This window comes from Cytobacillus sp. FSL H8-0458 (assembly GCF_038002165.1).
Taxonomy (GTDB): Bacteria; Bacillota; Bacilli; order Bacillales; family Cytobacillaceae; genus Cytobacillus.
The window spans coordinates 1,364,893-1,378,043 of record NZ_JBBOBR010000001.1; the positions used below are offsets into that span (position 1 = coordinate 1,364,893).

General features: G+C 39.8%; 12 protein-coding genes and 1 pseudogene. 11 read left to right on the plus strand and 2 right to left on the minus strand.

Annotated elements, in window-relative coordinates:
* From NYE23_RS06640 to NYE23_RS06660, 5 genes are all read left to right on the plus strand, one after another.
* A complete protein-coding gene (locus tag NYE23_RS06640; RefSeq protein WP_341076438.1) occupies nt 1-330 on the plus strand; it encodes a cupin domain-containing protein in 330 nt (109 codons plus the stop codon).
* 95 nt (nt 331-425) lie between these two features.
* Nucleotides 426-1,775 (plus strand): purine-cytosine permease family protein, encoded by a 1,350-nt coding sequence (locus tag NYE23_RS06645; RefSeq protein WP_341076441.1) that lies wholly within the window; start codon nt 426-428, stop codon nt 1,773-1,775.
* Between the two features lie 147 nt (nt 1,776-1,922).
* The gene (locus NYE23_RS06650) at nt 1,923-2,162 is read left to right on the plus strand and encodes a hypothetical protein (RefSeq protein WP_341076443.1); all 240 of its coding nucleotides are present in this window, start codon (nt 1,923-1,925) and stop codon (nt 2,160-2,162) included.
* Between the two features lie 938 nt (nt 2,163-3,100).
* Nucleotides 3,101-4,000 carry a formyltetrahydrofolate deformylase gene (gene purU, locus NYE23_RS06655; RefSeq protein ID WP_341076445.1) on the plus strand — a complete coding sequence of 300 codons (900 nt, stop codon included), beginning with the start codon at nt 3,101-3,103 and terminating at the stop codon, nt 3,998-4,000.
* A 415-nt stretch (nt 4,001-4,415) separates the two neighbouring features.
* Complete coding sequence (locus tag NYE23_RS06660) at nt 4,416-4,904, plus strand: DinB family protein (protein ID WP_341076447.1); 489 nt, start codon at nt 4,416-4,418, stop codon at nt 4,902-4,904.
* Nucleotides 4,905-5,000: 96 nt separating this feature from the next.
* Here the strand turns inward: NYE23_RS06660 and NYE23_RS06665 are convergent, their stop codons facing one another.
* The gene (locus NYE23_RS06665) at nt 5,001-5,471 is read right to left on the minus strand and encodes a DinB family protein (RefSeq protein ID WP_341076449.1); all 471 of its coding nucleotides are present in this window, start codon (nt 5,469-5,471) and stop codon (nt 5,001-5,003) included.
* Between the two features lie 271 nt (nt 5,472-5,742).
* Between NYE23_RS06665 and NYE23_RS06670 the strand changes: the two are divergent.
* Nucleotides 5,743-5,955 (plus strand): annotated as a pseudogene (locus NYE23_RS06670) (acetyl-CoA C-acyltransferase); the annotation flags it as partial.
* A gap of 125 nt (nt 5,956-6,080) precedes the next feature.
* Here the strand turns inward: NYE23_RS06670 and NYE23_RS06675 are convergent.
* Nucleotides 6,081-6,638, minus strand: a complete 558-nt coding sequence (locus NYE23_RS06675; RefSeq protein ID WP_341076451.1) for a helix-turn-helix domain-containing protein — start codon at nt 6,636-6,638, stop codon at nt 6,081-6,083.
* Between the two features lie 113 nt (nt 6,639-6,751).
* Here NYE23_RS06675 and NYE23_RS06680 point away from each other — a divergent pair, with 113 nt between their 5' ends.
* The 5 genes from NYE23_RS06680 to NYE23_RS06700 all read left to right on the plus strand — a co-directional run bounded on the left by NYE23_RS06680 (nt 6,752) and on the right by NYE23_RS06700 (nt 13,127).
* Nucleotides 6,752-7,348 carry a LysE family transporter gene (locus tag NYE23_RS06680; RefSeq protein WP_341076454.1) on the plus strand — a complete coding sequence of 199 codons (597 nt, stop codon included), beginning with the start codon at nt 6,752-6,754 and terminating at the stop codon, nt 7,346-7,348.
* A gap of 161 nt (nt 7,349-7,509) precedes the next feature.
* Nucleotides 7,510-9,084 carry a helix-turn-helix domain-containing protein gene (locus NYE23_RS06685; protein WP_341076457.1) on the plus strand — a complete coding sequence of 525 codons (1,575 nt, stop codon included), beginning with the start codon at nt 7,510-7,512 and terminating at the stop codon, nt 9,082-9,084.
* A gap of 111 nt (nt 9,085-9,195) precedes the next feature.
* Nucleotides 9,196-10,380, plus strand: a complete 1,185-nt coding sequence (locus NYE23_RS06690) for a metal-dependent hydrolase family protein (protein ID WP_341076459.1) — start codon at nt 9,196-9,198, stop codon at nt 10,378-10,380.
* Between the two features lie 173 nt (nt 10,381-10,553).
* On the plus strand, nt 10,554-11,969 hold the full coding sequence (locus NYE23_RS06695) for a sodium:solute symporter family protein (RefSeq protein ID WP_341076461.1): 1,416 nt from the start codon (nt 10,554-10,556) through the stop codon (nt 11,967-11,969).
* 27 nt (nt 11,970-11,996) lie between these two features.
* Nucleotides 11,997-13,127: a M24 family metallopeptidase gene (locus NYE23_RS06700; RefSeq protein WP_341076464.1), complete on the plus strand. Its 1,131-nt coding sequence runs from the start codon at nt 11,997-11,999 to the stop codon at nt 13,125-13,127.
* Nucleotides 13,128-13,151 lie beyond the last annotated feature (24 nt).

A 13,151-nucleotide genomic window follows, 5' to 3' on the forward strand; every position in this document is an offset into this window, starting at 1 on the left:
GTGGAGGTATTAAATATAGAGAAAATCAAGGCCGATCCAAATGCGGCCGTTCCACTTAAAACGGTATTTTCACAAAAAGCTCTGGCTGGAGACATGAAAGTGGGTACAGTTGTTATTCCACCGGGAAAGCGAGTTCCTCTGACTGGTGTTTCGAACCATAGAGAGAATGAGTATTCCATTATCGTAAAAGGTTCCATTGTAACAGAAACCAATGGAAAAACGTATCGGGTGTCAAGTGGGGAAGCAACTTATATTCCTGCCGGCCAAGAGCATATTGCCTATAATGACAGTGACGAGGATTGTGAAATTGTTTGGGTGCTGGTTGGTTAGCATCATTCACCATAAAGACCTTGCTTGGGCAAGGTCTTTATTATAAAAGGATTTTACAGAATATTCCGATATAAAATTGAAGGAGTTGAATAGAAATGGAAGATGTGTCTCTAAGGAAAAGCAGTGGAAAAGATGAAGCTCTTGCTTCTGTGCCAATGAATGAGAGGCAGCACTGGATTTCACCCGCTGTTATATTTGGGGGGCTGGAATTTACAATTCCGGTATTAATGGTAGGTGCCACGTTAACAGCCAGTTTTGGACTTGGAAAGCTATTTTGGATCTTGGCAGCAGCTCTCTTTGTCTTCCAATGGATCGGGAATGCCCTCGCAGGCTATATTGGGGCTAAAACTGGCCGGTCCTCTTCCGTAATTGCCAGAACCAGCTTTGGTTCAACCCAGGCACGGTTTATCGTAGGATTGACGATCTTTATCGTTTCAATGGGCTGGTGGGCTTTGCAGACGGCAGTTGCCGGAAATGCCATTTCAGCAATGTTTGGAATTGACTATAAGACGCAGTGGTTCCTTTGGGCACTCGTAACAATCATAGCTGGTCTGCTATTTGCACTTCCGTCCATTATTGGCTACTCATCTATGAAATGGACTGATTACTTAGCTGTCCCTGCTGGCCTTCTTTTAATTGCGGGCGGTATCTTCTATGCTTTAAAAAATATCGGCTGGGAAAAGATCTCATCCTGGAACCCTGAACCGCAAATGACTTTTCTTGCTGCCGTTAGTTTAGTCATCGGTATTAACGTTTCTCAATGGGTTATTGCCTCCGATTATACTCGCTATGCAAAACCGAAAGTAAAAGACAACGTACTCATTCCACTAGGAATCATTGCAGTAGGTTTCCCGCTATTCTATGTTGGAGCCATTATGTCCATAGGAGTAGGCGATGCTGATATTGTCAATGTCATGATGAATTTAGGTTTCCCGATCTGGGGCTTTCTCATTTTATGGTTAGCAACCTGGACGAGTCAATTAGTAAATAATTATAGTATGGGCTTGGCTTTAGCTAACATGCTAAATGTAAACTCTAATAAGGGAAGAGCACTTCTTACATTAGCTGGTACTATTGTTTCCATCGGAATAGCCTTGGCGGGGATCCTTGATTATTTTATGGACTTTTTATATATGACTGCTTTAATCTATCCAGCCATAGCTGGTGTTATGATGGCTGACTTCTTCTTTATAAGAAAACAGCAGTGGGTCGACAACAAAGGATGGAACTGGATGGCAACCATCGCATTAGCAGTAGGAACTCTGGTTGGATACTTCACACAATACGTGTATTCATTTGGATTGCCTGCCGTTCAATCCATTGTTGCTGCAGGAATTGTGTATATGATTGCTATGAAAGTTAAAGCAAGAATTGCACCTGATCACTTTACAGAGATTACTAACCAATCAGAACTTATTACTTCTGATAATTTAAAAGCTCAGTAAATGAAGAAGCTGGAATAATGTTTTTTGAGAAACTATAATACATGCAGCGTCAGACCTAAATAGGGTCCGACGCTTTTTTTATGAGTTGTTTTAGAATCAAAAGGATGTGGAAGAGTTATAAAAATCCAAAAAGGAAGTGTGATACTAGTGTCTAGAAAGAGAACACTTTCAGATGAAACTAAGATAAGTGGAACTGATAAAACATTAATCGATTTCTGGAACTGGGGATTTTCTGATTTGCTAAGCAACTCATTAAGAAGAGTATTTGCAGAGTTTTTGGTAGGAAGTGCTCTAGACAGTCTAAATCAGTCAAGAATCGAGTTGGATGCTTATGATTTAATTTATCGAGGGAAAAAGATTGAAGTAAAATCTGCAGCATATGTATAGACCTGGCATACTGACACATTTTCAAAAATCAGTTTTAACATTGGGGCAAAAAGAGAATATAGTTATACAACTAGGAAGTATAGTACAGAGATTAGAAGACACGCTGACGTTTACATCTTTTGTTTATTGAAGGAACAAGATATTGATACTCTAGATCCATTGAATGTGAGTCATTGGGAGTTTTATATTGTCCCGACTACAATCTTAGATGAGCGTTTTCCGACTCAAAAAACAATTAGTCTATCTTCTTTAAGTAAAATAGCAAAGCCGGTTAGATATTGTGAAATAAAGCCAAAGATAGATGAAATTATTTAAATATTCAATAGTGTAATGAAAATAAACATAGGGACGGTTCTGGCGATTCAACCTGATACGCCGGAACCGTCCCAATTGTTTTTTACCAGCTAAAAAAAGGCGAGTCTTTTTTGTATTTGAAGCCTGCTTCTGAAGAAATCAAACTGAGTGCCTGTCCCCATGTTCAGTAAAGCTTTACCATGCTAGGAGACAGGCAGTTATTATCTGTATCTTTTTTTTCAAAAAAAATAAGGTTGGTTGATTGGAACGTAAGGTGCGAGACTCCAGCGGGAGGCTCACCGCCCGCCCCGCGGTTCGCTAAGCATCCTGGAGCGGAAATCAACCTCTCATCACTCTTTTTTTAAAAAATCACAGGATCATAAAAAACAACAATCTTTTAGCAAAGAGCCAACTTCAAAAAAGAGCTGCCGCTTATTCGAGTAGCTCTTTCTCGTATACATTCCACTTGAAGAAGTGTCTGTCTGGCCATTCCATTGAAAGGGCTGGCACCAAGATTTCAGCATTACTCCATGTTTAACTATCCCATAAACCAAAATAAATAACTTTATAAAAAATAAAAATATGCTTTTAAATCCAAAACAATAAGTCTATTATAGTTATTAAAATTAAAAAAGGAGATTCATATGAATTCAACTATTCAAGATCAACTTCAAGTATTTAGAGAGAGTCAAAAAAACAGGGGGCGGCTGCTTATCAATTGTCCTGATCAACCGGGTATTGTGGCTGCTGTATCCAAGTTTCTGTTCCAGCATGATGCTAATATTATTGAATCGAGTCAATATTCGACAAATCCAGAGGGTGGCACCTTTTTTATACGAATCGAGTTTGAATGTCCTTGTTTACAGTCGAAGGAAGAAAAGTTGAAGAGTCAATTTAAGGAAATCGCAGAAACATTTTCAATGGAATGGAAATTAGCATTTGTTTATGAATTGAAGAAGACAGCTATTTTCGTATCAAAAGAACTTCATTGTTTACGTGAGCTGTTATGGGAATGGCAAAGTGGTGATTTGCTTACCGACATCGCTCTTATTGTGAGCAATCACGAGGAAGCAAGACAAATTGCAGAATCCTTGCATATTCCATTCTTTTACATACCAGCAAGTAAAGAAAATAGAGAGGAAGTTGAAGAAAGACAGCTGCAGCTTTTAAAAGAATTTGATATTGACTTAATCATCTTAGCAAGATATATGCAAATTTTGACGCCAGCCTTTGTTGGTGCTCATCCTTTCAAAATCATTAATATTCATCACTCTTTCCTTCCTGCATTTGTTGGTGCGAAGCCATATGATCGAGCCCATCAGCGCGGGGTAAAAATAATTGGGGCAACGTCTCATTATGTTACAAACGATCTTGACGAAGGACCAATCATTGAACAAGATATCAAGCGTGTTGACCACCGGGATCATATAGATGATCTAAAAAAGAGCGGACGTTCTATTGAACGAAGTGTTCTTGCCAGAGCGGTTAAATGGCATTTAGAAGACCGGATTATTGTTCATGAAAACAAAACAATTGTTTTTTAAGGAAAAGGAGCGGTAATGAGTGCCTGTCCCTCAGTTTAGTAATGTATTTTCTTGTGATCTGCCCCCTGTCAAGTAGACAGTGGAAATAATAAAAAAGCCTTAGGCAGCTTTAGCTCTATATCCCATAGGGCTAAGGCCTTTTAAGTGTTTTTTGTTTACTGCTGAAGATTTTACCGAAATGTAATGGGAAGAACTTGTACGACGATTAGAATAGGGATTAGCTTAGAGGCAAAATGAGATTGAGGCAGCCACGGAATCAAAATTGCATGAACAAATCCCCGATTTTCCTTTAGATGCGCTTTGGTGGGGGGGAGTTATCAGACATAACACTTATCAAATTGGACAGGTCATCTATATTCGAAAAGTCCAGGGTTCCAGGCAAAGTAAAGAGTAGAAAGAAAAGAGGACGGATACAGTGGAGCGGAAGGAATACGAATGGGTCAAAGAGAATCAAGAAGTGCTTTTGGACTTTTGCAGTAAAATGGATCCAAAAGATTTTACGTGTGAAATGGGATTCGGCTGGCAGAGTGTGCGTGACATACTTGTTCATGTAGCGAATTGTTATCATGGCTGGCTAGGATCATTTGTTTTATTAAAAACGAAGAAGCCTATCACGCCTAGAGAAAACATTCCGACAATCGGCATCGAGGAAATCAGGACACTTTTTGAACAAGCAGATGCTTATGTGTATGAAGTTTTTGAGTCATTTTCTCGAAAAATGGATGAGTCAATCGTGCAGCCTATTCCTTGGAGAGAATCAACTGAGGAGATTTCAATGACTCCTCGAAAACTGTTCATGCATACTGTCACTCACGAATACCATCACAAAGGACAGATTATGGCGATGGCCCGCCAGTTGGGGTATGAACCGCCAAATACAGATGTTCTGGGGACGAGAGACTAGATATAGATAAGAAAGGATGCCCTATGGTGCTGTTCGTAATATCAATGGGCACCCTTTGTAACTTTTAAGATTAAAATTAAAATAATCTTTCCTATTTTAGTTCTTTACTCCCGTATGCTGAATAACCCGTTCCATCGCTTGAATATGCCCCAAATGGTTTGCCTCATGAAACAACGCAAATTCAGCTAATTCACCAAAGGTTTCAAGCCCCAAAAATGGTTTAGCCAGCTTTTCATTTAACCGTTCAGCTGGAATTTGCTGGATTCGGACCAATTGATCCTTCAGCTGTATAATGAGCTCATCTGTTTCAGGTATATCACCTTTCCAATCAGCCGGCTTTGTACCATTCCCAAATAATTCAATATAGTTTGCAGGGATATGGGTCGTTTTGCGGGGAAAGCCGAAAATAAACTGTTCACAGACCGTTAATACATGGCCAATATGCCAATGGATCGTGTTGTTAAAACCGTCTGGCTGTATACTTGCTACATCCTTTGATACTGACTCGATCTTTTTGATAAAATAACCTCTTGTCTTCTCAAACTGTTTAAACACTAGTTCATTCATTCTTTTCTCCCCTTCCAAATATTCTCATCTGTTAATATACCAAAAATCCGGAAAGATTAAGAGTGTCAATGGACTGAAAAATTGATTATTGTTTTCTTTTATATACGGCGAAGGTTTAGTTTGAAATTAATAAATTTATAGTTTGTAAATGGCAGGACATTACATCCAACCAATTATAATGTCACTTACACAACGTTAAGCAAACCAGTAAGCTATTCTTTATTAAGCCGGTTGATGAAATCTGTGGGGAACATAAACCGATTCCTATACATCATTATCCGTAATCAAGGAATTAAAATTGGATCAGGATGTCGTCAATGTGAATGGTGGAGCAATCGCTCTGGGACATCCAGTTGGAACAAGTGGAGCCCGAATTAGTTATTCTCTGGTGACGGAGATGAATGAAGGGAATGTGAAATATGGTCTTGCGTCACTTTGTATCGGCGGTGGGCAAGGAATTGCGCTATTACTGGAAAAACCTTAGAATACAAACTTTATTGGTCAAATACACAGTGTGAGAATGAGAAAAGGAAAGCAGCCCCGGGAGGCTGCTTTTTGTGTGGAAGGGTTTTTCAATTTAAGATTTCAGTGTCAATCATAGAAATGCATTTATTCTGCCGGATAAAATAAAATCATACTGACACGTGCCAATGATTTCCCTGAATTATGATAGGTATGCGGTCTATCCGCTTTGAATCTGATGGAGTCACCGCTTTTTAAGGTATATTCATCGTTATTCACCCGTATGGTTATTTCTCCGTCAAAGACCACGATCAGCTCTTCGGTTCCATCGATATGCGGTTCAGCGCTAAGGTATCCTCCTTTGTCAATTTCGACGGTATACACTTCGAACCGCTTATCGTTTTCGAAAGGAAAGTAAGGGTATACCCGATACCTGTCATGATCCTCTGATAATGTCTGTATTTCCTTCTTTAAAACAACTTGAGTATCCGGCTGAGGATGATTAATCAGGGAGGTAAAAGAGATCTTTAGTCCATTTGCAATCTTCCAGATGGTTGTGATCGTAGGGCTTGAGTCCCCCCGTTCAATTTGGCCGATCATCGTTTTGCTTACTCCCGTTAATTCGGCCACCTTCTCTAAACTTAATTTTTTATTTTCCCGGTATGCTTTTAAATTTTTCGCAAGAATTAAATGGATTTCCTCCATACCTGCATTCCTTTCGTCTGTACAATATAACGCCCATAATATACAATATATAGTAAATCGCTTTATTGTCTTTTTTGTACATTATAACATACATACAAAGGAGGAAAGCAGCTGTGTCTTTATTATCTTTTTTCTTATATGTTTTTGTTACCAGCTTTACTCCAGGTCCAAACAATATTATGGCCATGGTATTCGCTAATCGGTTCGGTTTAAGAAACACTATTCGCTTTTGTTTAGGGGTAAGCGCCGGTTTCTTTGTCATTATGATACTTTGCAGCTATTTTAATCTATTGCTTCATCAATACATTCCGAGAGTTGAATTGATTATGACCATCATTGGAGTCATTTATATGCTGTTTTTGGCATTTAAGATTATGACCAGTAAATCGGATGATCCAAACCATAATGATGGGAAGCATAACGGCTTTGTAATCGGGATGCTTTTGCAATTTATTAATCCAAAGGGGATTTTATATGGGGTTACCGTTATATCAACCTTCATCCTCCCATACCACACCTCACATACGAGCCTGATTTTCTTTTCCGTCCTCCTGGCATTTGTTGGTTTCCTGAGTACCTTTTGCTGGAGTGTTTTTGGATCGATTTTTCAATCCTTCCTGGCGAAGTATAGAAATCAGTTTAATGTCATAATGGCTTTGCTCTTGGTGTATAGTGCCGGGTCGGTTCTTGTGGGGTATTTTATTCGGTAGATGTCTTAATAATGGGGTACAGCCAATAGCTGTACCCCATGCTTGTTTAAATCATTAGTTTTATTCATTTTATTTAACAGAAGTTGCCTTTATAATATAAACAAACTATTGGATACATATAAGAAATTCATAGATAAGTATTTCTCCAAAGGGGGAGTCTAATGATTACAGTCAAAGAGTTTGCAGATGTGTTAGAAGGGGATAATATTTTGCTGGTAGGCGGCAACCAAAATATAAATAAAGAAATCGCCTACCTAACAAGCATGGAGCTTACCGAAAAAACATCCCGCATGAAAGAAAAAGGCTTTGTTATGACCACGTTTCACGCTTTTAAGGATGTGAATCAAATTATAAGCCATTTAGAATGGATGCAGGAAATAGGAATAAGTGCAATTGGTTTTCATACAGCAGCATTGAAAATAATTCCGAGGGAAGTTGTTGACTACTCTAATACCCATTCTTTCCCGCTTTTTGAAATCCCCCAAGAGGTCCCATACTATAGCATCCACGAGAAATATAATCAGCTGGTAAATAAGAAGGAAAATGAACAGGCTTCGAAAATACATAGATTAAATGAAAAACTGATGGAAATTGTTCTCCTGGAAAAGGATTTAAATTCAATTGTAAAAGTGATAGGAGAATATATAAACAATGTTGTGTGCGTGTTAGATCCGTATTTTGATTTGATGGCATATTGGAAAACGAAAGAGCAAACCAGAGATGAGATTAAGCACCTGATTAATTTAATCATAAACCAGCATAAAGAGAACGTGTTAAAAGTGCGCTTCACCAATCGTGAGACGAATATATCTGTGAAGGTGGATAGCTCTCCTGATCAGAATTTCAAGGTAGCGCCGCTGTTTTCTAAGATGAACTTTCTTGGCTATCTGATCATTTGTCAAAATGGAACAGCGGATAAGTTTTCAGATGAGGTCATTAAGAATGGTATACGTGCTTTAAGCTTAGCAGCCTATAATAAAAATACTTTGCTTCACTATCAAAAGAGCAAAGATATAGAAATGCTGGAAGGTATTTTTCAAGGTGAGTCCGATGATAAAAATCTATCTGATTTTTATATGGACCTTAAGAAAGTAAGATGCATTTTCCAGGTGCAGTCCTCCTCTCCGGAAACACTTCAGTCAAAACTTCAAATGCTTTCAGAAAGTTTAATAGAAAATGAAACAAATTCCCGATTATGGATTTATAATAGAAAAATTGTCGGGGTGATCGATTCGATATTAGACAGAGAGAGGGTAGCGGCTATTCTGACCGACTACCCTGGAATCCGAATCGGCGTAAGTGCCATAGAGGAGGTGAACCATTGCAGTAAAATTAAAGCTATGTATGACCAATCATCAATAGGGTTACTGCATGGCCAAATTCATGATGCGCAATTGGTGTTTTGGAATGAGATGGGGATTGAAAAAATCGCCTACAATTTACAATCCCATCATTTGTTTCAAAACTTTGATGAAGAATTACTGGGTCCATTGATTGCCTATGATCAGGAAAAGAATGCTTCATTAACCGAGACACTTTATACATACTTAAAACACTTTTTCAATCTCCAAAAGTCGAGCAGTGAATTATTTGTGCATCCAAACACGGTAAAATACCGCCTGCAGAAAATAACCGAATTAATGCAGGTGGATATTCAAAATCCATCCCATTATTCAATGCTCATGATGGCCTTTTCCATATACAGATTTAAACAAAAAGCAGATCGATTTCAATAGAATTGTTTAAAAGGGACAAATTACTGTCTCTTTTTTGTTTGTAGTATACAATGATAAATAATCTTTCTATTGTTATGATTTTGAATAATCACACAATAGGAGGGCTTCGAAATGCCAGCAGACACAAAATGGATCTTAAAAGGTGGCAGCATTATTGACGGACTAAATGATGAGGTGGTTGAGAATTCGTACATCAAGGTTGAAGACGGAAGAATAACTGAGGTCAAAGAAGGGGAGCCAGGTGATACAGAAGGGTTTGAAGTCATTGATTGCACCGGAAAATATATCCTTCCCGGTCTGATTGACTGCCATGTGCATCTCGTTTGGAATGGCAGTGCAGACCCGCAATCCCTCATAAAGAATGAAGAGAATGACAGAATCGCTTTGGAAGCCTACAAGCATGCATTGGATACTCTGAAATTAGGCGTCACTACGGTCAGGGATTTGGGTGCACCTGATCGAACCGTATTGCATGTAAGAAATGTCATTGATTCCGGCTTGCTTTCAGGGCCTACCATTATTGCTGCTGGTGCACCTATTTGTATGACAGGCGGACATGTCTATTATTTAGGCTATGAATCGGATGGGCCGGATGAAGTCCGCAAGAATACAAGAAGGGTGCTCAAGGAAGGGGCAGACCTGGTGAAAGTCATGGCAACCGGCGGTATTTATACCAAAGGGGAAGAGCCCGGTTCAGTTCAATTAACAATAGAGGAACTGAGTGCTGCAAAAGAAGAGGCTCTAAAGAAAAATAAGAAGGTCTCTGCTCATGCAGATGGAATTGAGGGGATCATGAATTGTTTAGAGGTCGGGATTGACACAATCGAGCATGGAATTTACGCAGATCGTCAGGCTCTTGAAATCATGAAAAATCAGGGAACCTTTTTGGTGCCGACAATGGCTGTCATGAGACAGCTTATAAGCAGCCCGGACATTCCGGCATACGCTCTTGAAAAAGCGAAGCAAGTTGTGGGACCGCATTTCTCCATGCTGCAGGAGGCTGTTCAAATCGGAGTGAAGATTGCAACAGGAACTGATTGTGGCTCTCCATTAACCCCGCCCCGCTATTATTATGATGAATTAGCGATAATGCATGAAGCGGGAATGTCGGAAATGGAAGTCATTAAAGCATCAACGAGTGTTGCAGCTGAATGTCTCGGAATTGAAGATCAGCGCGGCAGTATTTCTCCAGGAAAGTTCGCGGATTTGCTGATTGCAGACAGCAATCCGCTGAATGATTTAAATAGTTTGCGAGGAGACAAGCTTGTGATGAAAAATGGTGTTTTGGTCAACTAACGTACAACTATAGTGTCATGGATCCTGTAAGCTGTAACGGGGCTCTGTGATTGTGGAGTCTCCCTTGGATACATGCCTCCTAAAAGAATATTCATTAGGAAACATGGATCACTGTTTCAAGATTAAATCTGCATTAAGCTTCCACACAGCCTTATATAAAAATAGTAAAAGGAGTGAGCTTATTGAACATTTATTTAGTTGCAGTTGTGATTTATCTGGTTTTCATGGCGTTAATTGGTGTGTATTTCGCAAAAAAATCGGTGAAAAACAGTGATGATTTCATGGTTGCAGGACGAAGCCTGCCTCTGTTCGTCGTCATGGGTACTCTTCTTGCAACGTTTGTTGGATCTGGAACTGTAGTCGGCGGAGCAAGCTTTATTTACCAATACGGACCGTTTGCCGCTATTTTCAATCTGTCAGGCGGAATTGTTGGAGCTATTATTTTATATTTTATCGCTTCTAAAATCCGCCAGATTGAAATCTATACAGTACCAGATCTTTTGGAACGGCGCTTTGGAAAAGCAGCTCTTTATATATCATCCGTTATTATCATCTTTGCCTTTGTCGGAATCACAGCCTACCAGTTTACAGGCGGAGCCTATGTGCTGCAATTAACCACAGGCATTCCACTGGAAATAGGAGCCATCATTATGTGTGCACTGGTTATCTTCTTAACGGTAAGCGGCGGGCTATTTTCAGTTGCGTATACGGATGCACTTAGTGCCATTTTAATTATTATTGGCTTTCTTTTCGGGGTTCCCTTTGCACTGAATGCTGTTGGGGGATTTGAAGGATTATCTCTATCTTTGCCTGAAATAAATAAGTCCTGGAATGGCGGCTTATCATTTCCTCAGCTTCTTGGCTTCTTCCTGCCTTTGTTTTTACTTGTTCTAGGTGATCAAAACATGTATCAGCGATTTTCCGCTGCGAAAGATCCGGACGTAGCCCGGAAATCCACTATCGGCTTTTTTGTTGGCAGTGTGTTTGTCATTAGTTTAACCATCATCTTAGCAACTACCTCGATTGTACTTTTTCCAGAAATCAAGCCTGATACAGCTATACTATCGCTAGCGATTGATGGTGTACCTTTAGTAATCGGGTTGCTCATACTCTGTTCAGCGGTTGCTTTTATTATTACAACAGCTACTTCTTACCTTTTATCAGCATCAGGAAATATTGTCAGTGACTTAATCCAGCGTTCAAGTAAAAGCAAGCTGTCCGAAAGCAAACTTCTATGGTACAACCGTGTGATAGTCGTGGTTTTAGGGGTCCTTGCGTATGTGTTAGGGCAATTCTTCCCAAGCGTCCTTGCCATCCAAATGTATTCCTATACAATGTACGGCGCGTCTTTAACTCCTGCCATTCTTGCAACCGTATTATGGAAGAATGCAACAAAAGCAGGCGTAATCAGCTCCATGATTGTGGGTGGTTCTGCAACGATGATCTGGGAAATCGGTCTTGACCGGCCTTTAGATTGGAATAGTGTCCTGTTTGCCTTGCCATTGTCCGTTTTAACCCTCATCATTGTCAGTTTGGCAACGAGAAATAAAAACGTCACAACAGACCTCACTGCTGATCATACAAGCTAATATGACTTTAAAAAGGAGTTGGAAAGCGTGGATTCAGCGAAACGAATCAATCGATTACAAGAGTATATGAAAGAACGGGCAATATCTGCCGTATTTGTCTTTAATCCTGACCATCAATTTTATTTAACAAATTTCAAAGCTTTAATTTATTCACGGCCAATCATCTTTTATTTACAGGAAAAGACAGCCATGATTGTACCTGGTCTGGAAGAAACCCATGCATTGGAACATTCACACGCAGATGATGTGCTGGTCTATTATGAACATCCTGGTGCCGGCAGGGATGAGACTTCGCATATGGAACATATACGTGCATTGTTAAAACAAAGTCCAGATTCATCAAGAATTGGTGTGGATTTAGCCTTCATTCCGGGTGAGGTTCTTCTCTATCTGCAGCAATCAGGCTATCAGGTGGTTGACATCGGGCAATTCATTTATCATATGCGATTTATCAAAGATGATGAAGAAATTCACATGCTGGAGCAGGCAGGACAATTAGTGAACCTGGCAGTAAGCAAGTCATTAGCGCAAATTCAAGCGGGTATAACAGAAATGGAAATTGATGCAGCGGGAAATGCGGCACTGTTTGAAGCAACTGCTGCACAATATCCGGATTCGGTTATTGATGTAGTGGTTATGTCACCTTCCGGCTTAAAACGAAGCATTATGCCGCACGTCTTCTCCAATACAAGAAAAATTGAAGCGGGAGATGTCATTATTCACAGCAGGCAAGTCGGGCTAAATGGATATCGTGCCGAATTAGAGAGAACCGTCATTGTCGGAAAGCCAACAGCCCAACAGGAAAAGGCCTTTCAAGCTGCAATAGAAGCACAGCAGCGTGCGATTGATTTTATTAAACCAGGTGTGAAATTTTCAGAGGTAGATGGAGTTGCCCGTGAAGTGTTTGAAAGGGCGGGACTTGAGAAATATGCGATTCACCGCACTGGACATGGAATAGGTGTATCGGCACATGAGCAGCCATTTTTGCGTTATGACCATCATGATGTGGTAGAGGAAGGAATGGCTTTCTCAATCGAACCTGGGATTTATATACCGGAGGTTGGCGGTTTCAGACACTCTGATACTGTTCTGATTACATCTGATGGATGCCGATTAATCACAGAATACCCGCGTGATATGGAGTCCCTGCTTTATTAACTTAAATATCAAACTTGAAAGGGA

Bases quoted from the DNA above. Each gene is read 5' to 3' on its own strand.
- purU (WP_341076445.1), top strand. From the start codon at position 3,101: ATGAATTCAACTATTCAAGATCAACTTCAAGTATTTAGAGAGAGTCAA.
- NYE23_RS06675 (WP_341076451.1), bottom strand. From the start codon at position 6,638: ATGGAGGAAATCCATTTAATTCTTGCGAAAAATTTAAAAGCATACCGG.
- NYE23_RS06645 (WP_341076441.1), top strand. From the start codon at position 426: ATGGAAGATGTGTCTCTAAGGAAAAGCAGTGGAAAAGATGAAGCTCTT.
- NYE23_RS06690 (WP_341076459.1), top strand. From the start codon at position 9,196: ATGCCAGCAGACACAAAATGGATCTTAAAAGGTGGCAGCATTATTGAC.
- NYE23_RS06665 (WP_341076449.1), bottom strand. From the start codon at position 5,471: ATGAATGAACTAGTGTTTAAACAGTTTGAGAAGACAAGAGGTTATTTT.
- NYE23_RS06685 (WP_341076457.1), top strand. From the start codon at position 7,510: ATGATTACAGTCAAAGAGTTTGCAGATGTGTTAGAAGGGGATAATATT.